Below are 21,573 nucleotides of genomic sequence, written 5' to 3'. Positions count from 1 at the left end.
CGGATTTGCCCAAGATAGCGCCTCAAACAGAGGTTTTGCCCAGACGATGCGCACCATCACCAGCTTCCCCCATCCGATCCGTGCGATAAACCATTTCGAGATTCCGATGCCCGACGGGTGCAGGCTGGCGGCGCGGATGTGGCTGCCCCAGGACGCCGAGTGCAAGCCAGTCCCAGCGATCGTGGAGTACATTCCCTACCGCAAGAACGACCTGACAGCGGCGCGCGACGCCGTCATGCATCCCTATGTCGCCGGCCATGGCTATGCCGTGGTGCGTGTCGATCTCCGGGGAACGGGGGATTCCGAGGGGTTGATGCTCGACGAATATCTCCAGCAAGAGCTGGAGGACGGCTGTTCTGTCATCGAGTGGCTTGCCGCGCAGCCATGGTGCGACGGCAATGTCGGCATGATCGGCATCTCGTGGGGTGGATTCAACGGGCTGCAGATCGCCGCCATGCGGCCTCCGGCGCTGAAGGCGGTGATCAGCTGCGCCTCGACAGACGATCGCTACGCCGACGATGTCCATTACATGGGCGGCACACTCCTGATCGACAATTTCTCCTGGGCAGCGATCATGTTCGGGCGAAACGCCCTTCCCCCCGATCCTCGCAATAAGCCCGACACATGGCGTGCCCTTTGGCATGGTCGGCTGAAGGAGAGCGGGCTTTGGCTGAAGAACTGGCTGCAGCACCAGCACCGCGACGAATTCTGGAAGCATGGTTCGGTGTGCGAGGATTATGGCGCGATCACCTGCCCGGTCTACGCCATCAGCGGTTGGGCGGACGGCTATTGCAGGTCGGTCTTCCGCCTCGTCGAGAACCTGCAGGGCCCACGCAAGGGACTGGTCGGACCGTGGGCGCATACCTATCCGCATATCGGCAAACCCGGCCCGGCGATCGGCTTCCTGCAGGAATGCGTCCGCTGGTGGGATCACTGGCTGAAGCGCCATGACACCGGCATCATGGACGAGCCTATGCTGCGCTTGTTCATGCAGGAGGGGGCCCCGCCGCAGGCCTCCTATGAAGTACGTGAGGGACGCTGGATCACCGAGCCGGCGTGGCCGTCGCCGAGCGTCGAACGGCGATCTCTCTTCTTGGCCGGCAATGGAGGCCTCTGCATGCATCGAGGAGAGGGGGCGCCCGCGCCTCAACCGGTCAGTTCGCCTTTGTCGGTCGGACTGCGCGGCGGCAAATGGTGCTCCTATGCTTCACCCGGCGACCAGCCACCGGACCAGCGCGGCGATGACGCCGGCAGCCTGGTCTTCGAGACGGAAGTCCTGGGCGAAGCATTAGAAATTGCCGGCGACGCAATTCTTGATCTGGTCTTCGAAAGCGACCGGCCCGCCGCCATGGTCGCGGTCCGTCTTTCGGACGTCGCTCCCGATGGTGCGGCGACGCGCGTCAGCTACGGCCTTCTCAATCTGACGCATCGCGATGGGCACGAACAGCCCGAACCGCTGGAAATAGGCAAGCGCTATCGCGTCTCGGTTGCCTTCAAGCATGTGGCGCAGCACTTCCGCGCCGGGCATCGTATCCGTCTTGCTATCTCTACTGGCTACTTTCCGGTCGCATGGCCCGCTCCCGAACGGTTACGCTCACCGTCCACCTGGCGGATTGCCGGCTTGAGCTGCCTGTCCGCAAGCGCAATGGAACAGAGGCCGAGCCCACGCCATTCCTCGAAGCCGAGGGAGCCTCGCCATTACAGGTCGAGACGATCCTCAACGCGCGAAGGGATTGGACGATCAGCGAGAATCTCGCGGATGGCTTGACGGTCGTGGAACTCGGTGAAGGCGCTGGCACCTACCGCATTGCCGAGAACGATCTTACCATCACGTCGGTTGGGACCGAACGCTACAGCTTCCGTGACGGCGATTTCGGATCGGTTACAGCCGAGGCTAAATGGGAGTTCGAGTTCTCGCGCCAAGACTGGCGCATTCGCTCGCTCACGGAAACGACGATGACCGCAACGCCATCGCACTTTCATATCGAGGCGCACCTGCGTGCATGGGAGGGTGATGATCTCGTTCACGAACAGACATGGGCTGAGCAGATGGAACGGCAGCTGGTGTAACTTCGCCAAGTGACGCTCCCAAAGCTTACATTTGCGTCGATAGCGAAATTGACTGGCGGGTCGGCGCTATTGAAGAATGCACTGTCCAAACAGGTGGCCCACCGGGCGACACGAAACGAAAAAGAGCGTGCCGGCAGTCACCGGCAATCCGCTCAATTGAAAGGGGAACGGATCGTGGCTGACATGATAATGAACCGCAGACATTTCCTGCAGGCAGGCGCCGGCGTCGGCGCCGCGATCATTGCTTCAGGCCTGCCCTTGTCCCAGGCCGTTTGGGCCGCCGAAGGCAAGGTGCTCAAGGCCCGCGCCTATTCCGATATCGACAAGCTCGATCCTGGCTTTTACCAGAACGCCTACAATGTCGACGTCATGAACTGCATCTACACGAAGCTGACGCGCTATAAACCGGGCTCGGAGTGGGGCTGGGAACTCGAGGCCGCCGACTCCGTCGAACAGATCGATCCCACGCACATCCGTTTCCGCCTGAAGAAGGGCATCAATTTCACTGGCGGATTCGGCGAAATGACCGCCGAGGACGTGAAGTTCTCGTTCGAGCGCGTCATCCAGCACAATTCTCCGGTCAAGGGCGACTGGGGTCCGCTCGACCGCATCGAGATCGAGGACGACCATACTGGCGTGATCGTGCTCAAGACGCCTTTCGTGCCGCTCTGGAACATCACGCTGCCCTATGGCTGCGGCCATATCGTCTCGAAAAAAGCGGTGACCAAGGCAGTTCCCGACGGCGGCGATTTCGGCCTGAAGCCACCGTGTTTTTCCGGTCCTTATGTGCTGTCCGAGTGGAAGCCGAACCAGCTCGTCCTGTTGACCCGCAATCCCGAATGGAAGGGACCAAAGCCGGGCTTCGACGAAGTTCATATCCTGCCGATGAGCGACATCAAGACCGCCGAGCGCGCCTATCAGGCTGGCGACATCGACTTCACCGATTTCAGCCTCGATTCGCTGGCCACGCTGAAGGACAGCCCGCCCGAGAACACGAAAATCGAGGAGAAGCCTTCGCTCTACTACGTCTATATCGCCATGAACGCGGAGCACCCGAAGCTGAAGGATGTCAATGTCCGCAAGGCGATACAGTGGGCGATCAACGTTCCCCAGATCATGGACGCAGCCTATTCCGGACAGGCGGCGGTGGCCACCGGACTCATTGCGCCTGGTCTGGTCGGGCATCGTGAAAAGGCGCTGGTGCCGCCGGAGGGCGATCTCGAAAAGGCCAAGGAATATCTGGCCAAGGCCGGCGTCAGTGAACTCAGCCTCACCATCGACGCCCTCAACGTGACCACCTTCTCCACGATTGCCGAAATGGTCCAGGCGCAGCTGTCGCAGATCGGCATCAAGGTCGAGGTCAATGTTCAGGATTCCGGCTCATTCTGGACCATCGGCATGGAATCGGAAGGCGACCGCTGGAAGGACATGCAGCTGATCGTGCAGCGGTTCTCGATGGTGCCGGATCCCTACTATGCCACCACCTTCTTCGTGCGCGAGCAGGTCGGGGTGTGGAACTGGGAACGCTTCCGCAGCGAACGCTTCGACGAACTGAACACCAAGGCGGTAACCGTCGAGGATCCGCAGGAACGCGCCAAATTGTATCATGAGATGCAGGACCTCATGGAGGAGTCCGGATCCTACCGCTTCCTCACGCATGAGGGCTCACCGATCATGTACCGGACGACGCAGGTCGAGGCCAGTACGCGCCCCGACGGTCGACCGCTCTATCTCGGTTTCGCGCCGCAATCGGCCTAGTGCCGCGATCGCTGGGAAGGTTTGGGTCGGAACATGTGGCTATACCTCGCCAAACGCACCGGGCTGGCGGTCGCGATCGTGGTGGTCGCGGTGACGCTGCTGTTCCTGATGATCCAAGCCGTCCCTGGCGATCCGGCGGCCGTGCTGCTCGGACCGCGGGCAACGCCTGAACTGAAGGCGCAACTGCATGAACAGATGGGACTCGATAAGCCGCTGCCGGTCCAGATCCTGTCTTTCTTCGCCGGACTGCTGCACGGCAATCTGGGCACTGACGTTTTCACCCAGCGTCCCGTCACCGCCATCGTCTTCGAACAATTGCCCTACACGATCGAGCTGATCCTGGCGTCGATCGCCTGGGCCGTGGTCGTGGGCGTGCCGCTCGGCTGCTATTCGGCAACGCGCCGCAATTCGCTGATCGACAAGGCCGTCGGGGTCTTCGCCGTCGGCACAATCGCCATCCCCTCCTTTGTGATGGCGATCTACGCGCTATTGATATTCTCGGTCGGTCTTCGCTGGCTGCCCGCCATCGGTGCCGGCGCTGGCTTCCGAGACGGGATCGTTCACCTCATCCTTCCCGCTTTCGTCGTTGGCATCGGCTGGGTCGGCTATATCTCGCGCATCGTGCGGGCTTCGATGCTGGAACTGCTGAGCGAAAGCCATATCCGCATGGCGCGTTCCTTCGGCCTTTCGCAACGGCGCATCGTCGCCCTTTATGCGCTGCCGCTCGCGATTTTGCCGACGGTGACGATCATCGGCGTAGGCATGGCGCATCTGCTGTCGGCGGCGGTTTTCGTCGAAGTGGTGTTCGCCAGGCCCGGCATCGGCGCGCTGATCGTCAAGGCCGTCGACTCGCGCAACTACCCCATCGTAATGGGTACGGTCCTTGTCACGACCGTGCTGTTCGTCGTCTCGACGACCCTGGCTGACCTCGTCAACGCCGCGCTCGATCCACGAATTCGCGAGAACCTGTAGTGGCCGACATCCAAGCGATTTCCCATAGAGAAGCAACACGCCGGGATCCGGGCGCCGTCACGATGTTCCTGCGACAGCTGCTCAAGACGCCGCTCGGCGTGCTTGGCGCAGTCCTGGTGGTGCTGGTTGCGGCGAGCGCGGTCTTCGCCACCTGGATCGCGCCTTATGATGCGGTCAAGATCATGGTCGGGCCGCGGCTGGCGCCGCCATCGCTGCATTACCTGCTCGGCACCGACCAGCTCGGGCGCGACGTCTTCTCGCGCGTGATCATGGGCGGCAGGATCGCGCTGCTCGTCGCCTTCGTCTCGTTAGGCGCCTCGCTCAGCGTTGGCCTTGTGCTCGGGCTCATCGCCGCCTTCAGTCCGCGCTGGCTGGACAATCTGCTGCTGCTGGTCTTCGATACGATACGTTCGTTTCCGGTGATCATCTTCGCCCTGGCGGTGGTGACGCTGCTTGGGCCAAGCCTCGCCAGCGTCATCTTCGTCGTCGCGGTCACGTCGGTGCCGATCTATGCACGCGTTGTGCGCACGCAGGCGCATGCGCTGCGCGAAAGCGAATTCATCATCGCCGAGCGCGCCATGGGCGCCGGCTTCGTGCGTATCCTGGCGGTTCATGTGCTGCCCAATGTGATCGGACCGCTGCTTATCCTGGTCAGCATGGACGTGCCGTTGGTCATCACGCTGGAAGCCGGCATGAGCTTCCTCGGCATGGGCGTTCGCCCGCCGACACCGGACTGGGGAACGATCCTCAGCGACGGCTATGGCTATATCCACAAGACGGTATGGCTGGTCGTCGCCGGCGGCATCCCGATCGTCATCACCACGCTGGGGTTTACGTTCCTGGGCGAGGCGCTGCGCGACATCTTCGATCCCAGATTGCGGAAAGACCTATGAAACCGGCACACTTCGCGCAGCATTGGCCGCCCGGCGAACCGCTTCTGGAAATCCGCGGCCTTGATCTCGATTTCGGCACACCGCGCGGTCGCGTGCGGGCATTGCGCAAGGTTGACATCGACGTCCCGGCCGGCCAGGTGGTCGGCATCGTCGGCGAAAGCGGCTCGGGCAAGTCGACGCTCGCTTATGCCACGATGGGCCTCTTGGCCGAAAACGCCGAAGTGGTGGGCGGCGCTATCTTTTTCGAGGGACGCGACCTGCTGGCCATGGCGCCGGGGGAAAGGCGGCGCCTGCTTGGCAGCCGCATGGCGATGATCTTCCAGGATCCGATGACCGCGCTCAATCCGGTGCGCAGCATCGAAAAACAGATGGTCGACATCCAGCACCACGAGGGCGGCTCGCGGCGGGCCAAGCGCCAGCGCGCGATCGACATGCTGGAGCGGGTCGGAATTCCCGATGCCGGCAGCCGCATCGGCGGCTATGCGCATCAATTTTCCGGCGGCATGCGCCAGCGCATATGTATCGCCATGGCGTTGCTGGTCAAACCGGCGCTGCTCGTCGCCGACGAGCCGACGACGGCGCTTGATGCGACGCTCGAAGTCCAGATCCTCCATCTGTTGAAGGAGCTGCAGAGCGAAATCGGCTGTTCGATCCTGTTCGTCTCGCATCATCTCGGCGTGGTTGCCGAGCTTTGCGACCGTGTCGCGGTGATGTATGCCGGCGAAGTGGTCGAGCAAGGCACGGTTCGCGACATTTTCAACAGGCCCGGCCATCCCTATACGCGTGCGCTTCTCGAATGCGACCCGGGCCGGATTGCGACGTCGACGCGCCTGCTGCCGACCATTCCGGGCGAAGTTCCGAGCCTGCTCGGCCTGCCGGGAGGCTGTATATTCCGGCAGCGCTGCCTACATGCTGTCGCGCGTTGCGCCGACGAAACTCCTGGCGCGCGTGTGATCGGCACCAGCCATTCAGCCCGTTGTCACCTGCTAGACGACAAGGAACAGGTGATGCCCGCATGAGCGCGTTGCTTGCGGTCGAGGATCTGCGCGTGCGCTTCCGCACGATGAGCCCGCTGAAAGCCATTGCGACCGGCACCCAGAACCCGTTCGTCGACGCTGTCTGCGGCGTCTCGTTCGAGATTGCAAAGGGCGAGACGCTTGGCCTGATCGGCGAGAGCGGGTCGGGAAAATCCACCATCGCGCGGGCGATCATGGGACTGCGGCCGCCGACGAGCGGCACGATCCGCTTCGGCGGCGAGGTTGTGAACGGTCTTGGTGCGGCCGAGCGCAAGCTCACCCTCAGGCGCATGGCGATGACCTTCCAGGACCCGGTCGGATCGTTGTCGCCGCGGCTGACCGTGCGCTCGCTCTTGATGGAGCCCTTCCGCATCCATGGCATCACCGACCGCGATCCCGCCGCGGAAGCCGAACGCCTGCTTAACATGGTCGGCCTGCCGGTCGATTTCGGCCGCCGTTACCCGCACCAGCTTTCCGGTGGGCAGGCGCGCCGGGTCGGCGTTGCGCGTGCGCTGGCCCTGGCGCCCGACCTCATCATCGCCGACGAGCCGACGGCAGGCCTCGATGTGTCGGTTCAAGGGGAGGTGCTCAATCTGTTGGCGCGGCTTCAGCGCGAACTTGGCATTGCGATCCTGATCATCACGCACAACCTCAATGTCGTGCGTCACATGACCGATCGCATGGCGATCATGTATCTCGGCCGCTTCGTGGAAGTCGGGCTGACGGAACGCATTTTCGAGCAGCCGCGCCATCCCTACACACAGGCGCTGCTGTCGGCCAATCCAGTGCCGGATCCAGATGCAGTACTCGATCGGGTCGAAATCAGCGGCGAGGTTCCCAGCCTGCTAAGGCGTCCGCAAGGCTGCGAATTTCATACACGCTGCCGCTACGCGCAAGATGTCTGCCGGCGCGTCGCTCCTTTGCCGGTGATCGGCGCGGATGAGGCGCGTCACAATTTCAGCTGCCATTTTCCCTTGTCGGCAAGCACAGCCGGAGTAGCCCATGCCTCGTGAAATCCTCGATATCCCTCTCGCCAACGGCGCGCCCGGCAGCCGTCACAGTGTGCGCATGGTGCGCTACGGATCACCGCAGGCCCGGCCGAAAGCGTACATCCATGCAGCACTGCACGCCGACGAAGCTCCGGGCCTGCTCGTCTCACACCACCTGATCGAGCAGCTCGATGCGGCCGACGCACGCGGCGAAATCACGGGACAGGTGGTGGTCGTTCCCTACGCCAATCCGCTTGGCCTGGCGCAGTTCGTCAACGGCGACCATCTCGGGCGCCACGACCTTGCCAGCGGGCGCAATTTCAATCGGAACTGGCCGGCGCTGGCCGTTGAACTGGCCGCCCGGCTCGAGAGCCGGCTGGGAAGCGATGCCGACGCCAATCTGGTGCTGATCCGCGAGACGATCCGCGAGATCCTGGACGAACATGGGGTCGGTCAGCAGGTCGATTCCCTCTACACGATCCTGGCTCGCGAGGCTTTCGATTCGGACCTTGTGCTCGACCTGCATTGCGACGACGAAGGGCTAATGCACCTGTTTGTGCGGCCCGAGCTCTGGGCGCAGCTGTCGGATGTTTCGGGCGAACTCGGCTGCCGTGCCGCATTTTCGCAAGCGGCGTCCGGCGGTTCGACCTTTGCCGAAGCGAGCGTCGAACCTTGGCTCGGGCTTGCCGCGATGTTCCCCGACAAGCCGATCCCCATCGGCTGCCTGGCCGCGACCATCGAACTGCGCGGTTTCATCGACATAAGCGACGATATGGCCCGGGCCGATGCCTCCGCCATGCTCAATGTGCTGCGTCGGCGCGGCTATCTTGCCAGCCCGGCGGTCGCGGCGCCGGCTCCGCTTTGCGACGTGACCGGCTTCGATGCGTGCGACGTGGTGCGCACGCCGGCGTTCGGGGTGATCGTCTACCGGGCTGAACTCGGCGAGCGCGTTACTTCCGGCCAGCCGATCGCCGACATCGTCGATCCGTCGGTGCTCGGCGCCGAGGGTCGGATAACCGTCCACGCTCGGACCAACGGCGTCGTCATAACCCGAAGGCTGAAGAAGCTCGTGGCTGCCAATCAAGTGATCGCCAAAGTCGCCGGCGAAAGTCCGCTGTCTCATCGGAAAGGCTATCTGCTGGAGGACTGAGACAGGACCGACGATTGGTTCCGCGAAAAGCGAGCCTGCCCAACATAGAACGGGTCAGACCGCGCTTACCGTTCTCAAGACCTATTGTCGCCAGCCTTTGAGGCCGGCTCACGGCATCAAACACCGGATCTGACCGTATTCAGCCTGAGCACAGGTGATGGCACCACTTGGAGGAAGATCACATCCGGCAGGGCCCACCTCCAGATTAGGTGTTCGCCATCCGCTCACTGAAGCTCATCGTGATCAACCTGCTGTTCGCCGCGCCGGCGGCCCGAAAGGGCCGCAACGGGCACGACAACACTGCGCTCTGGCCCGCATAGCCCATTCGCCTGGCTTCTATGCCTAGCCGCACTAGATTGCCGCGAAAGAGGTCGATCCCGTGGGAGTCGACGGGTATACGGAAATGCGGCGTGTCATGCGGGAAGCTTGGGAGTTGTTGAAGCAAAGCGTGCTCGGCTTCATCAATGATGGCGCATTCAGCCATGGTGCCGCGATGGCATTCTATGCCGTGACGTCTTTGGCCCCCATCCTCTTGATCGTCGTGGCAATTGCCGGCCTGGTCTTTGGTCATGAGGCCGCGCAACTGGGCCTGTCAGCAGAGATCGCAGGCGTGATGGGCTCGCAGAGCGCCGAACTCCTGCGGATCACCATCGAAGGTGCATCGCACAAAACCGCAGGCACTTTGGCAACAATCCTAGGCATCGTCACATTGCTGATGACGGCCTCCGGCGTGTTCGGCGAAATGCAGCTTTCGCTCAATCAAATCTGGAAGATAGCGCCTACCGGCACAACTTTGTCGCGACTGGTGCGCGCACGGGCCGCAAGCCTGGGTCTTGTCGCCGCACTGGGATTCCTGCTGCTTGTCTCCCTGGTGGCGAGTGCTGCAATTTCGGCACTCAACCAGGTGATCAATGCCTACCTGCCATTTGGTGCTGTTATCCTAAGCGTTACCAATGAGATCGTCTCGTTCATCCTGCTCTCCATACTCTTCGCCGCGATCTACAAGATATTGCCGGACCGAAGGCTGGGTTGGCGCGATGTGGCCATTGGAGCGGTGGTCACGGCATTCCTGTTCACTATCGGCAAGTCCTTGATCGGCTGGTACATCGCAACCAGTGCGATCGCGTCCTCCTATGGCGCTGCGGGCGCGCTGCTCGTTGTGCTGCTTTGGGTTTATTATTCGTCAGAAATATTCTTGCTCGGAGCCGAGTTTACACGGGCCTATTCAGTGCGCCGTGGCAGCAGGTCCGACCTGCAGGCGCTGGTGGAAGGAAAGCATCAGCGTCGATGACGCGGCTGGGGCAAACCTTCTGGCGCCTTCAGTTACAACGGGCCTGAATCAGTGTGCGAGATGCGACTGGCAGCCATCAAGGTTCGCCTTTGCGTCATCGGCGACCGGACCGCGATCGAGCGCGCGTTTGACCAGTCTCGTCCAGAACGCCATCGAACATGGCGGCAAGGCGGGCAAGATCACCGTCAGCGTCAACGCGCCCGCCACGATCGAGGTTGTCGACGAGGGCGGCGGCGTACCGCCTGCCGAACGAGAGCGGATCTTCGATCCGTTCTACCGGCTGCGCCAGCAGGACCATGGCACCGGTCTCGGCCGCAACCTGGTGCGGGAACTGATGCAGTTGCATGGCGGCCGGATCGAGGTCGTCGAAGGCAAAACCGCAGGCGCATGCTTCAGGATGACCTTTTCGCCTGGTGTGACCGCCGCCCAGGGCATTGCAGACTGATCGTCCTTGTGTGGTCCGGTATCAACACCGATCTTATCGTTGCAGATCGCGAGGACGAAGACGTCTTGATCCGGTCCGGTGCCCCGCGCCGGCGCTGGACGCCTGTGGCGCCGACGGGTGAGTTTCTGGTCCCAACGTCGCTGCGTTTCGACATCGTCAGAGAACTGTCGTCGTGAGGAGCTACCTGGCCAGCGCGAGGCAGGTGGCCGATCCCACGTAGAACTCCGACTGCGTTTTGAGGACCGCTTCTTCTGTGGTGACACTCGTCTCGTCAGACTGGTGAACGTGCCAGACGCTAAAGTATGTATGGGCGTCAATGACCAAAAAACAGGCGCGAGATTAAAGGTCGAGCAAAACCGCGCCTTTTGGGCGGCTGCAACATGCAAGGACATAGCCGGCCGACTTCTCCTCAGGTGTCAGCCCGCCAAGGTCATCCATAGCGACTTCGCCGGAAAGCTTGGCGATGCGGCACGTGCCGCAGACCCCCTGCTGGCATGCGGTGGGTACGTAGACACCAGATTGGCGCGCCGCGTCCAGCAGGGTCTCTCCGGTCGAGCAGATACGGGATATGCCGGAGCGGACGAAACGGACCGAAGATGAAATCGTTGAAGTCAGCCCCACCCGCGGGCTGCTGCCTCCGAAGCTCTCCTGGTGATACTGCGATGGGGCGAGGCCAATGGCGTCCAGGCAGGCACGTGCGGCTTTCATGTACTCTTCAGGCCCACAGGCAAAAACGACGCGCTTGTGGAGGTCGGGAACCAGGCTCAGGAGCATCTCACCATCTATTCGGCCGGATGGGCCGGTCCAAGCGATATCTGCCTGACTACAAACGCAAGTCACCTGCACGTTGGGAAAGCGAGCGGCAAGCGCATCCAACTCCGATCGAAAAATGATATCGGCCGGCGTTTTCGCACTGTGAATGAAACGGATCTGTCGGTCGTCTGCGCGGTCGGTGAGCGCGCGCAGCATAGACATAACGGGAGTTATTCCGCTGCCGCCTGACAGAAAAAGGGGCCTTTCACCTTGCAGGTCGTCCAGATTGAACGAACCAAGCGGCCCTTCGATCTCTAGCTCGTCGCCGACACTCAAATTGTCGTGGAGCCAATTCGAAACGAACCCGCCCGGCGTTCGTTTGACCGTGATCTGCAGGTCGAGCGGCCGCGTTGGCGGTGACGAAACAGAGTAGGATCGCGTCACCGCGTGACCATTCATGTTAAGGTGCACAAGCACATACTGGCCCGCGCTGAAGCAGAACATCCGATCCATCGGCGATGTTAAAACGAATGTTTTCACATCGTGCGTCTCGTCGATTACGCGCCGGCAGTGGACAGCTTGCCGTGTGGTTGGTGCCCATTGCCGCCGGGGTATGGTGGGCAGAAACTCGGAGGCTTTGAGGGAAGCGTGTGCATTCATCATGAGGCTCGGGCTTAGAGGTCGAGCCAAGATGCCAGTTTGAAGCCCCTTAAAACAGAAGCAAACTCCTGGCGTTATGATCGGTTATTTCAATTAAACGTCGAGCGACATCACAGCGACATGGAGGGCTCGGATTCCCTTACGGATGATCGGCTCGTGCTTGCGACGCGCCAGTACCGCCGTGTGTACCGGCTGATGCAGCGTCGGGGCTCCTTCAACGATAAACGATGGGCGCTCGACGGTGAACCTATGCGCATCGTCGCTGCGCATATAGCAGGTGCCGCCCGTGCGCCGGAGCATCATTTCTGCCAAAGTTTCCGATCCCATCGAAAGTCGACAGATCGCTAGATCAGCTAACAGCTCTGCGTGGGCCTTCTCCAACACAACCGTGTAGCCCGGGCGAATGTAGGTTTCCGGGTCTACCTCAGCGAGAGTTCGGGCCGTGGTCGAAACCATCACATATTCTTCGACCATCAAGTGCTCATAGGTGATCTCGGGGAGATAGCGGGGTGCGTAAAGCACCGCGATATCGAGATTTCCCATGCTTAGATCGCTGACCATCTGGTTCGAATAGTCCGATTCCACATGGATCGAAGATTTCGGCAGGACCTGGCACAGCGTCTCCACCCAACCTGGTAGAACTGAGCGTGTCATGCCTACCTGTGCGGCGACGCGCAAGGTGCCCTCGAAGCGGTTGAAGGCCCGCACGTCGTGGCGTGCCTGCGACCAAGTCGAGAGCAGGGATCTTGCGTAGGCTTCAAACCGGCGCCCCGCCGCCGTCGGCTCGGCGCCGGCGCGTCCGCGCTGGAAGAGCTCGGACCCTATCGCGCTCTCCAAGTTCTTGATGCGGGTGCTGATCGTCGACTGGGTCAATCCCAGCCGCTCGGCTGTGCGATTGAAGTTTCGCGACTCGATGATGTCGAGAAAGGTTTCGATGTGGTCCAGCTGCACGATTTTTCCAATCGAAAAACTCGATCATATTACGCTGCATCATAAGCTTGATCAAACAATACTCAAGGCAGAAGCTGCGTTGAAGAGATTGGCTGGCAAACGTCGGTCGACGCCGGACTATGGAGCTGAGCAGGGTGTTCATCGTTGACTGCGATTGTCACAATTATTGGTCAAGCGCCACGGTGCTGGAGCCCTACCTTTCGGGCTTGTGGAAAGACATGTTCGTCGAGGGCGAGAAAACAGGGCCGGTCGGCGCATTCCCACATGGTCATCGTCCCTGGTTTCATCCGCAGGACTTCTCCCGCAAGGACGTGCGTCCGAAGACCGAAGACGACAACTATCTCATCATGAAAGAAAAGCACCTCGACAAATACAACATCGGCGTGGCGATCCTGACCGGCGACGAGCCGATAGAGGCCTCAACGCTCGCCAACCCTTACTACGCCAGTGCCCTCGTCAGCGCCTACAACGATTATCAGATCGAGCAATGGTTGCCGAAGGACAAGCGGTTCATGGGCTCGATCATTATCGCGCCGCAGGACCCCAAGCTCGCGGCCGCCGAGATACGCCGCTTGGGCAACCATCCGCGGATGGTTCAGGTTCTCGCTTCCCAGGGTTCCGTGAAGCCCTATGGCGATCCCTTTTACCATCCGATCTACGAAGCTTGCACGGAAGTAGGACTGCCCTTTGCCATACATCTGGGCGGGCACGGGGGTGTGAATTCGAATGCCATCGCACCTTCGCCGACGACATTTTTCTGGGAGACGCATGCCGTCCTGCACATGTCGGCGATGTCGCATGTGGCCAGCATGATAGCGCATGGCGTTTTCGAAAAATGGCCGGATCTCTACTTCGTGATCATCGAGTGCGGCGTCGCCTGGGTTCCATCGGTCCTGTGGCGCCTGGACGCCGACTACAAGGCGCTACGCAAGGAGACGCCCTGGCTGAAGATGCTCCCATCCGAATATTGCCGGCGCAACATCCGTTTTTCCACACAGCCGCTGGAGCAGCCGGCAAACATCCAGCACCTCTGGTCCACCCTCGAAGCGATGGACGGCGAAAACACGCTGATGTTTGCCTCGGACTATCCGCACTGGGACTACGACGATGCCAACACCCTGCACATCCCGCCCTCCTGGAGGAGCAAGATCATGGGATTGAACGCGCTCGAAGTTTATAAACGCATCTCTCCCGCGCAAGCGGCGAACGCGGCCTGACGAGGGAAGACCGATGGCCGAAAAGATATACATTTGCCGGGTCGACGAGATCGAGACTGGTTCTCCCTTCATCGCCAAGATCCGCAGCCTCTCGGTCGGCGTTTTCCGGGTCGGAGACTCCTTCCACGCGCTGCTGAACGTGTGCCCACATCGCGGCGCTCCCCTTTGTGAAGGACCCCAATGCGGAACAACCGCCCCGGTCGACGAAGCGCAATTCATCTACCATCGCGAGAACGAGATCGTGCGGTGCGCCTGGCATGGCTGGGAGTTCGACATAAGGTCAGGCGCGGCACTGGTCGACCCTTCCATACGTGCGCGCACGTTTCCAGTCACCGTTGAGGCCGACAACATCTATGTAACAGCCTGACTGGGCACAACAATATCGCACGAGCTTCGAAGGAAAGGTGACCGTACCAACTAGCAGATTTGTTCACGGGTGCTTGACGAATAATAACGCGGAGAATTCCGCAATGGGAGAGCTAAAATGTCAGACTCTGTACACAAACTCAGTACCGCACAAAATCTAATCGGCCGCAGCAAGATTTCCCGTCGCGACTTCATTCATCTAGGACTGGCGGCCGGCCTGACCGTCGTGGCCGCAGACAAACTTTTCGACAGCACGGCACGCGCCGCCCCCCTGCAGGGTGGCTTTGCCAAACTAGGGTTGGCGCATGGCGCAACGACGGATTCGATCGATCCGGCCGGATACCCCGACACGTTTACGCAAACCGCGTTCTCGGGCTCGATGTCGAACAGCCTTACCGAGGTCGACGCCAAGGGCAGCGTCCAACCGGATCTTGCCGAGAGCTTCGAACCTGCGGACGGCGCCAAGAGATGGGTCTTCAAGGTGCGCAAGGGCGCTACCTTCCACAACGGCAAGAATGTGACGGCGGACGACGTGGTGACATCGTTGCGCTATCACATGGGAAAGGACACCAAATCGGCCGCTAAGTCGCTGCTCGATTCCGTCGCCGACATCAAGACGGACGGCCCGGAAACGGTCGTTTTCACGCTCAACAGCGGCAACGCCGATTTCCCTTACATCATGAGCGACTACCATCTGGTCATTATGCCGACCAAGGACGGGAAGGCCGATTGGGCTTCGGGCGTACGCACCGGCGCATTCGTGCTCGAGAACTTCCAGCCCGGCGTTTCGGCCAAACTCAAGCGCAACCCGAACTATTTCAAGAACGGCAAGCCCTATCTGGACGAGGTAGAGTTCCTATCCATCACCGATCTGACCGCTCGCATGGCCGCGTTGTCCACGGGGGAGGTGGACTATATCGGCCGCGCCGACCTGAAGACGCTCGGCATGCTCAAGCGCAATCCGAAAATCGAAATCGTCGAGGTCACCGGCTACGGGCACTATACTTTGCCGATGAACGTCACCGTGGCGCCATTCGACAATGCAGACGTACGACAGGCCTTGAAATATGCGATCAATCGTCAGGAGATCGCCGACAAGATCTTTCTTGGTCACGCGGCTGTGGCAAACGACAACCCGATCGCCCCGGCGATCAAATTCGCCATGAATCCGCAGCCGCAGCACAGCTTTGATCCCGAAAAGGCCAAGCACTATCTGAAGAAAGCTGGAATGGAAAACCTGAAGGTGGATCTCTCGGTCGCCGATGCTGCCTTTGCGGGAGCGGTGGACGCTGCTGCGCTCATTCGTGAGACGGCTGCCCAATGCGGTATCGACGTGAACGTCGTGCGCGAGGCCGAGGACGCCTACTGGGACAACGTTTGGCTTAAGAAACCTTGGTGCGCATCCTATTGGAGCGGCCGCGCGACGGCCGACTGGATGTTTACGCAGGCCTTTGCCGCGGACTCCAGTTGGAACGAGTCGTTCTGGAAAAATCCCCGTTTCAACGAGTTGCTTGTCCAGGCGCGCGCGGAGACGGACGAAGCCAAGCGAGCGGGGATGTATGGCGAGATGCAGCAACTGACACATGACGATGGCGGCAGCATCGTCCTGGTATTCAACAATTTCGTTAGCGCCAGCTCCAACAAGCTCGCACATGGCGAGGTTGCGCCGAACTGGGAGAACGACGGACTGAAGATGGCTGAGCGCTGGTGGATCGCCAGCGTGTGAGTGCCGCGAGCCGGACGCGTGATGATTGCGGCAGTCCGGCTCGGCTCGACGTGCCCTGGCTGGTGTGACAGGGGCAGCAACGGAAACGCATGCCGATGAACCCCGTAGCAAGAACGGTTCTGCAGCGCCTGGGCCTCGGTCTGGTCACGCTGTTCATCGTGTCAATCATCATCTTCTCGGCGATCGCAATGCTTCCCGGCGACTTCGCCAAGTCCACGCTCGGGCAATCGGCGACACCCGAAACTGTCGCCGCGTTTCAGCGCGAAATCGGAATCGACCGCCCGCCAGTGGAGCGTTACTTCGCCTGGATCACGCAAATGCTTCACGGTGATTTCGGCTCTTCGTTCGCAAGCCGCACCGGCTATCGGCGCTCTGTGGCCGAGATCATTGCGCCCCGGCTTTATAACACGCTGTTTCTTGCCTCGATGACCGCGCTGATAGCAGTTCCGCTGGCGCTAGGCCTTGGCATCCTGGCTGCGCTGTACCGCAACGGCTGGTTCGACCGGTTGGTGAATGCAGTGACGTTGACTGCCATTTCCTTTCCGGAGTTTTTCGTCGCCTATCTGCTCGTTTATGTCGTCATCTCGCGTGACACGTTCATCGGGTCCGAATTTGCCCAAAGCCTGCCGCACTGGCTCGCGGTTTCCGTGGACCGGACGCTCAATGCGGTTCCCAAGTTCCCGACGTTGTCGAATGTGAATGATGTGACGCCGTTTTGGGAGCATGCCTGGAGAGTGGCGCTGCCGGCGATCACGCTTACACTGGTGATCGTGGCCCACATGATGCGCATGACGCGAGCGGCGATCATCAACATGCTGGCCAGCCCCTACATCGATATGGCGCGTCTCAAGGGAATGTCGCCAATGGCGATCGTACTCAGGCATGCCCTCCCGAATGCCTGGGCTCCCATCGTCACAGTGGTGGCGTTCAATCTCGCCTACCTGATCGTCGGAGTGGTCGTGGTCGAGGTCGTGTTCGTCTATCCCGGCATTGGACAGCTGATGGTGGATGCGGTGAGATCGAGGGATGTTCCGGTGGTCCAGGCCTGCGCCCTGATCTTCGCTGCGGCATACATCCTGCTCAACCTGACCGCCGATATCATTTCTATTGTCACCAATCCCAGGCTCTTGCACCCGCGATGACCAGCTCCGAACCCACAGTAGCGGTTCTGAGACTGAGGCGCTCGCGCGCCACCCGGGCCAAGGTTGCGCTCACGAAGGCGCCGTTCAGCGCCTGGTTCGGCATGCTGATGATCCTCGGCTATGTTGTTGTAGCCGTTTTCGCGCCCTGGATAGCACCGTACGGCGAAACGCGGGTCTTCAACGAAGCCTTCGCACCTTGGAGCCGGGACTTCATGCTGGGAACGGACCAACTCGGGCGCGACATGCTCACGAGGCTGATTTACGGGGCGCGCAACACCATCGGTATCGCGATCGCCACCACGTCACTGTCCTTCGCGGCCGGCGTCTCGCTTGGCCTTGTCGCTGCGTTATACAGAGGGTGGCTCGACCAGATACTATCGCGTGCCGTGGACGTGCTGATGTCCATCCCAAGCCTGATCTTCGCGCTCGTGCTGCTCTCGATCTTCGGCTCTTCGATCCCAAGCTTGATTTTTATCATTGCGCTTCTCGATTCGACGCGCGTCTTTCGGCTGTCACGGGCCGTGGGGCTGAACGTGGCTGTCATGGAATATGTCGAGGTTGCCCGATTGCGCGGCGAAGGTCCAAAGTGGATCATCGTCAAGGAAATCCTTCCCAACGTGATACCGCCGCTGATCGCGGAGTTCGGCCTGCGATTTTGCTTCGTTTTCCTCACCATTGCGGCGTTGTCGTTCCTCGGCGTCGGCATTCAGCCGCCTACGGCCGACTGGGGATCGATGGTGCGCGAGAACGCGACGTTAATCACCTATGGCGACATCACGCCGCTGCTGCCGGCCGGCGCGATCGCGCTCCTGACGGTGTCCGTGAATTTCGTCGTCGACTGGTTCCTGCACGTAACAAGCGGGTTGCGCGATGAAAAATAGCGGACACGTTTCGCATGAAAGAGGAAAGGATCTGCTCGAGGTCCGCGATCTGCATGTTGAGGGTTTTTCGGATGAGCGGTGGCATCCCATCGTCCGCGGGGTCGGTCTGACGCTGAAGCGTGGTGAGGTTCTTGGCCTGATCGGCGAGTCCGGTGCGGGCAAATCCACTATTGGGCTTGCTGCAATGGGATATGCCAAGCCAGGCTGCCGGATCACGCAGGGATCGGTCCTGTTCGACGGGACTGATCTTCTTACACTGAGTGAAACAGGGCGTCGCCGCCTCAGAGGCTCCCGCATCGCCTATGTCGCGCAAAGCGCGGCGGCCTCATTCAACCCCGCCCACCGGCTCCTCGACCAGACTGTCGAAACTGTCGTGGCGCATGGCATTGCAAGGCGCGAGAAAGCGAACCGCAGCGCCATCGATCTTTATCGGCGTCTTCATCTCCCAGATCCGGAGACCATCGGCTTCCGCTATCCCCATCAGGTCTCCGGCGGACAATTGCAGCGGGCAATGACTGCGATGGCGATGATTTGCCGTCCCGACCTCATCGTATTTGACGAGCCCACGACGGCGCTCGATGTGACCACCCAGGTCGAGGTTCTCGCCTCCATCCGCAACATAGTGGAGGAGTTCAACACCGCCGCAATTTACGTGACGCATGACCTGGCAGTGGTGGCGCAAATGGCCGACCGCATCATGGTTCTGCGCCACGGCCTGACCGTGGAGGAGGCTCAGACGCGCCAAATGCTCGCCTCGCCGAGCCAGGAATATACAAAAACGCTGTGGGCCGTGCGCAAACTTGTTAAGCCCGAAGTTCCGGCCGATGAGTATCTGCTGACAATCGACAATGTCACTGCGGCCTACGCTGGCACCATCAAGGTGCTCCAGGATGTCTCCATAAAGGTCCCGCGTGGAAGAACGGTTGCGGTGGTCGGCGAATCCGGTTCCGGAAAATCGACGCTCGCGCGCGTCGTTACGGGCCTTTTGCCCGCGCTGTCGGGGTCCATTTCTTTCGACGGCAAGCGCCTTTCCAACACCCTAAAGATGCGACCCAGAGAGGTCCTGCGCCGCATACAGATGATTTATCAAATGCCTGACAATGCCCTAAATCCTCGCCAGACGGTTGAAGACATCATAGCGCGCCCTCTTGAATTCTACCTCGGCCTCAAAGGCGCACGGCGCGATCGCCGCATCGGCGAGCTCATGCAAATGGTCGAGATGAGCGAAACGTATTTAGACCGTCTGCCGGCCGAACTGTCGGGCGGCCAAAAACAGCGCGTTTGCATTGCCCGGGCATTGGCCGCCGATCCGGAACTCATCATTTGCGATGAGATCACATCCGCGCTCGACCAGATTGTGCAGGAAGAAATCCTAAAGCTTCTAATGCGCCTGCAGCGTGAACTTGGCGTGAGCTACATATTCATCACTCACGACATTGCCACCGTACGGGCGATAGCCGACGAAATCGTGGTCATGCATCAGGGTAAAGTCATTGAGCAGGGGTTGAAGAGCGAAGTTCTTGCGCCCCCGCATGCAGCTTATACCGAAAGGCTTCTTTCATCCGTGCCTGAAATGGATCCGGACTGGCTTACACGGCTTCTAGCCAGCCGGAGAATCTGAAAGAGAGCGGTGCAGGTAGTTCTAGGCAGGAAGAAAGCCCTCCACCCTCATACCTGCAATCTTTCGACGCGGTCTCATATGGGACGAACGTCATATGCGCCATGGCGCCTCACCGCTTTCACAGTCTAGCGCCGCGGAATGCTGATGATGGAGGAGTGCTCGCGCGCAGCCGGTGCCCAAAGCAAAAAAGGGGGCGTATAAACCGCAAACCCGGCCTTCTGCATCTCGTGTACTAAGCAAGTTATCGTCTGCGATGAAGTAGACCAGCAGCCGCCTGTCCGACAAGGGCGCGGAATCGCGTATCACCACACACGGCTGGTTCCCCAGCCGGCACGCCCGTAGGATGGGCTGTTTTGGTCTGCCGTTAACTCTTCCCCTAAGTCGGATGTTGACGCTCTCCCCTAAAGTTAATAACCTCCTAATATAAGCGTCGCATAAAACTACTCTCGACGGGCAACAACGAGTTAGACGACGCCATTTGGGCTTGGGAAACACACCGCGACAAAGGGTATCGTCGCAGTCATCACCATTTGAGCCACCACTCGCCCGCGACTGACACGCATTGTGCTGGCCGTCGCAAGGCGACTGCGTTGGGGTCTTCGGGTGCGCTGACAGGATTGATGTCTGCCGTGATCTGCATGTCAGGCGCGCAATGATTTTTCGGCGGGACGCGGCTGGTCTTTTAATACGGTCGACAGGCGCGGGGGCGTCTGTCGTTAAACAACAGGGGTGAAACATGGCTACTCAGATCGCCGGTGCTGGCGGCACCACGACGTCGTTCTCGAACACACCGCAGGCGAAGGACGATCTTCTTGCCTATTTGGAAGATGCCACTGGCGTCTTGATCCTGAATGTATTGGCAAACGATCTGGGAGGAGCGGCCAAACAGCTGTACTCCATCGACAACGCAGACAGCTTGTCGACCGCAACGAAGACATATGCTCCAGCAGATCTGCTTACGCGTGACACGACATATAGCACTGATAGTTCGGGAGCTTCCGGGACCACCGACACCAGCCTCTTGGGAGCCAAGATCTGGATAGCCAGCGATGGCACGATCCACTACGACACAACGAATATCGACGGGCAGTTGCAGGCACTTTCGGCCGGTCAGGTTCTTGTCGACAAAGTGACCTACGCCATTCAGCTCGGCAATGGCACGCTGAGCTGGGCCACGGCCACTGTTCAATTCACCGGCACCAACGACAAACCCGATATCCATCTAGTGACGACCGACAGCGCGGCCGCCTCGCTGACCGAGACTAATGCCGCCCTGACGAAGAGCGGCACTCTGACGGTGAACGATGCCGATGTCTCCGACACGGCAACTGCGAGTGTTGCCTCCGTGTCGCTGGCCGGCACCACGGGCGGGCTGAACAGCGGCGCCGTGCTTGGGATGCTTACGGTTTCGCCGGCCTCGCTGACGGCCAATCCGGGCGAAACCAACAATCTGGGCTGGACCTTCAATTCGGCACCGCAGGCTTTCGACTTCCTGGCTGTCGGTGAAACACTGACGCTGACTTATACAATCAAGGTCGACGACGGCCACCTCGGCGGCACCGACACCCAGACGCTGACCATCACGCTGACCGGCACCAACGACACCCCGACCGCCGTGGCCGACACCAACTCCGGCCTCGAGGACAGCACCATCAACGGCACGGTCGCCACC

The 21,573-nt window shown here is 60.5% G+C and carries 19 protein-coding genes; 17 read left to right on the top strand and 2 right to left on the bottom strand.

Going from position 1 to position 21,573, the window contains the following annotated elements; all coding sequences use genetic code 11:
* Positions 1-106 precede the first annotated feature (106 nt).
* The 10 genes from NKI49_RS22750 to NKI49_RS22705 all read left to right on the top strand — a co-directional run bounded on the left by NKI49_RS22750 (position 107) and on the right by NKI49_RS22705 (position 10,584).
* Positions 107-1,768 carry a CocE/NonD family hydrolase gene (locus NKI49_RS22750; RefSeq protein WP_352606851.1) on the top strand — a complete coding sequence of 554 codons (1,662 nt, stop codon included), beginning with the start codon at positions 107-109 and terminating at the stop codon, positions 1,766-1,768.
* 5 nt (positions 1,769-1,773) lie between these two features.
* Positions 1,774-2,070: a hypothetical protein gene (locus NKI49_RS22745; protein WP_352606853.1), complete on the top strand. Its 297-nt coding sequence runs from the start codon at positions 1,774-1,776 to the stop codon at positions 2,068-2,070.
* 183 nt (positions 2,071-2,253) lie between these two features.
* The gene (locus NKI49_RS22740; protein WP_352606889.1) at positions 2,254-3,828 is read left to right on the top strand and encodes an ABC transporter substrate-binding protein; all 1,575 of its coding nucleotides are present in this window, start codon (positions 2,254-2,256) and stop codon (positions 3,826-3,828) included.
* Between the two features lie 33 nt (positions 3,829-3,861).
* Positions 3,862-4,800 carry an ABC transporter permease gene (locus NKI49_RS22735; RefSeq protein ID WP_352606855.1) on the top strand — a complete coding sequence of 313 codons (939 nt, stop codon included), beginning with the start codon at positions 3,862-3,864 and terminating at the stop codon, positions 4,798-4,800.
* A gap of 62 nt (positions 4,801-4,862) precedes the next feature.
* On the top strand, positions 4,863-5,693 hold the full coding sequence (locus tag NKI49_RS22730) for an ABC transporter permease (protein WP_352606857.1): 831 nt from the start codon (positions 4,863-4,865) through the stop codon (positions 5,691-5,693).
* Positions 5,690-6,712: an ABC transporter ATP-binding protein gene (locus tag NKI49_RS22725; RefSeq protein ID WP_352606859.1), complete on the top strand. Its 1,023-nt coding sequence runs from the start codon at positions 5,690-5,692 to the stop codon at positions 6,710-6,712. The genes NKI49_RS22730 and NKI49_RS22725 overlap by 4 nt, the downstream gene beginning before the upstream one ends.
* Positions 6,709-7,722 carry an ABC transporter ATP-binding protein gene (locus NKI49_RS22720; protein ID WP_352606861.1) on the top strand — a complete coding sequence of 338 codons (1,014 nt, stop codon included), beginning with the start codon at positions 6,709-6,711 and terminating at the stop codon, positions 7,720-7,722. The genes NKI49_RS22725 and NKI49_RS22720 overlap by 4 nt, the downstream gene beginning before the upstream one ends.
* Positions 7,712-8,848 (top strand): succinylglutamate desuccinylase/aspartoacylase family protein, encoded by a 1,137-nt coding sequence (locus NKI49_RS22715; protein ID WP_352606863.1) that lies wholly within the window; start codon positions 7,712-7,714, stop codon positions 8,846-8,848. The genes NKI49_RS22720 and NKI49_RS22715 overlap by 11 nt, the downstream gene beginning before the upstream one ends.
* 415 nt (positions 8,849-9,263) lie before the next feature.
* Entirely contained in the window at positions 9,264-10,139 is an 876-nt protein-coding gene (locus tag NKI49_RS22710) for a YihY/virulence factor BrkB family protein (protein ID WP_352606865.1), read from the top strand.
* A gap of 127 nt (positions 10,140-10,266) precedes the next feature.
* Positions 10,267-10,584: a sensor histidine kinase gene (locus tag NKI49_RS22705; RefSeq protein ID WP_352606867.1), complete on the top strand. Its 318-nt coding sequence runs from the start codon at positions 10,267-10,269 to the stop codon at positions 10,582-10,584.
* A gap of 339 nt (positions 10,585-10,923) precedes the next feature.
* On the opposite strand, the gene NKI49_RS22700 is transcribed toward NKI49_RS22705, so the two are convergent.
* Both NKI49_RS22700 and NKI49_RS22695 read right to left on the bottom strand, forming a co-directional pair.
* Positions 10,924-11,877 (bottom strand): FAD-binding oxidoreductase, encoded by a 954-nt coding sequence (locus tag NKI49_RS22700; protein WP_502899604.1) that lies wholly within the window; start codon positions 11,875-11,877, stop codon positions 10,924-10,926.
* Between the two features lie 213 nt (positions 11,878-12,090).
* Positions 12,091-12,948 carry a LysR family transcriptional regulator gene (locus tag NKI49_RS22695; RefSeq protein WP_352606871.1) on the bottom strand — a complete coding sequence of 286 codons (858 nt, stop codon included), beginning with the start codon at positions 12,946-12,948 and terminating at the stop codon, positions 12,091-12,093.
* A 134-nt stretch (positions 12,949-13,082) separates the two neighbouring features.
* Here NKI49_RS22695 and NKI49_RS22690 point away from each other — a divergent pair, with 134 nt between their 5' ends.
* The 7 genes from NKI49_RS22690 to NKI49_RS22660 form a co-directional block, all read left to right on the top strand.
* Complete coding sequence (locus NKI49_RS22690) at positions 13,083-14,165, top strand: amidohydrolase family protein (protein WP_352606873.1); 1,083 nt, start codon at positions 13,083-13,085, stop codon at positions 14,163-14,165.
* Positions 14,166-14,178: 13 nt separating this feature from the next.
* Positions 14,179-14,532: a Rieske (2Fe-2S) protein gene (locus NKI49_RS22685; RefSeq protein WP_352606875.1), complete on the top strand. Its 354-nt coding sequence runs from the start codon at positions 14,179-14,181 to the stop codon at positions 14,530-14,532.
* A 117-nt stretch (positions 14,533-14,649) separates the two neighbouring features.
* Positions 14,650-16,257, top strand: coding sequence for an ABC transporter substrate-binding protein (locus NKI49_RS22680; RefSeq protein ID WP_352606877.1), 1,608 nt, complete (start codon positions 14,650-14,652; stop codon positions 16,255-16,257).
* Positions 16,258-16,352: 95 nt separating this feature from the next.
* Positions 16,353-17,399 carry an ABC transporter permease gene (locus NKI49_RS22675; protein WP_352606879.1) on the top strand — a complete coding sequence of 349 codons (1,047 nt, stop codon included), beginning with the start codon at positions 16,353-16,355 and terminating at the stop codon, positions 17,397-17,399.
* The gene (locus tag NKI49_RS22670) at positions 17,396-18,280 is read left to right on the top strand and encodes an ABC transporter permease (protein ID WP_352606881.1); all 885 of its coding nucleotides are present in this window, start codon (positions 17,396-17,398) and stop codon (positions 18,278-18,280) included. The genes NKI49_RS22675 and NKI49_RS22670 overlap by 4 nt, the downstream gene beginning before the upstream one ends.
* A complete protein-coding gene (locus NKI49_RS22665; RefSeq protein ID WP_352606883.1) occupies positions 18,270-19,901 on the top strand; it encodes an ABC transporter ATP-binding protein in 1,632 nt (543 codons plus the stop codon). The genes NKI49_RS22670 and NKI49_RS22665 overlap by 11 nt, the downstream gene beginning before the upstream one ends.
* Positions 19,902-20,637: 736 nt before the next feature.
* A partial coding sequence (locus tag NKI49_RS22660; RefSeq protein ID WP_352695771.1) for a VCBS domain-containing protein occupies positions 20,638-21,573 on the top strand: 936 nt, incomplete at its 3' end.

The sequence above is a fragment of the Mesorhizobium sp. M0587 genome (assembly GCF_040320945.1).
Taxonomy (GTDB): domain Bacteria; phylum Pseudomonadota; class Alphaproteobacteria; order Rhizobiales; family Rhizobiaceae; genus Mesorhizobium.
Note: the sequence above shows the minus strand (reverse complement) of the source record. Positions and strands in the feature narration are given on the sequence as shown.

Excerpts from the sequence above, each read along its gene's own strand:
- NKI49_RS22750 (WP_352606851.1), top strand. The coding sequence starts at position 107 with ATGCCCGACGGGTGCAGGCTGGCGGCGCGGATGTGGCTGCCCCAGGAC.
- NKI49_RS22740 (WP_352606889.1), top strand. The coding sequence starts at position 2,254 with ATGATAATGAACCGCAGACATTTCCTGCAGGCAGGCGCCGGCGTCGGC.
- NKI49_RS22735 (WP_352606855.1), top strand. The coding sequence starts at position 3,862 with ATGTGGCTATACCTCGCCAAACGCACCGGGCTGGCGGTCGCGATCGTG.
- NKI49_RS22730 (WP_352606857.1), top strand. The coding sequence starts at position 4,863 with ATGTTCCTGCGACAGCTGCTCAAGACGCCGCTCGGCGTGCTTGGCGCA.
- NKI49_RS22725 (WP_352606859.1), top strand. The coding sequence starts at position 5,690 with ATGAAACCGGCACACTTCGCGCAGCATTGGCCGCCCGGCGAACCGCTT.
- NKI49_RS22720 (WP_352606861.1), top strand. The coding sequence starts at position 6,709 with ATGAGCGCGTTGCTTGCGGTCGAGGATCTGCGCGTGCGCTTCCGCACG.
- NKI49_RS22715 (WP_352606863.1), top strand. The coding sequence starts at position 7,712 with ATGCCTCGTGAAATCCTCGATATCCCTCTCGCCAACGGCGCGCCCGGC.
- NKI49_RS22710 (WP_352606865.1), top strand. The coding sequence starts at position 9,264 with ATGCGGGAAGCTTGGGAGTTGTTGAAGCAAAGCGTGCTCGGCTTCATC.
- NKI49_RS22685 (WP_352606875.1), top strand. The coding sequence starts at position 14,179 with ATGGCCGAAAAGATATACATTTGCCGGGTCGACGAGATCGAGACTGGT.
- NKI49_RS22680 (WP_352606877.1), top strand. The coding sequence starts at position 14,650 with ATGTCAGACTCTGTACACAAACTCAGTACCGCACAAAATCTAATCGGC.
- NKI49_RS22675 (WP_352606879.1), top strand. The coding sequence starts at position 16,353 with ATGAACCCCGTAGCAAGAACGGTTCTGCAGCGCCTGGGCCTCGGTCTG.
- NKI49_RS22670 (WP_352606881.1), top strand. The coding sequence starts at position 17,396 with ATGACCAGCTCCGAACCCACAGTAGCGGTTCTGAGACTGAGGCGCTCG.
- NKI49_RS22665 (WP_352606883.1), top strand. The coding sequence starts at position 18,270 with ATGAAAAATAGCGGACACGTTTCGCATGAAAGAGGAAAGGATCTGCTC.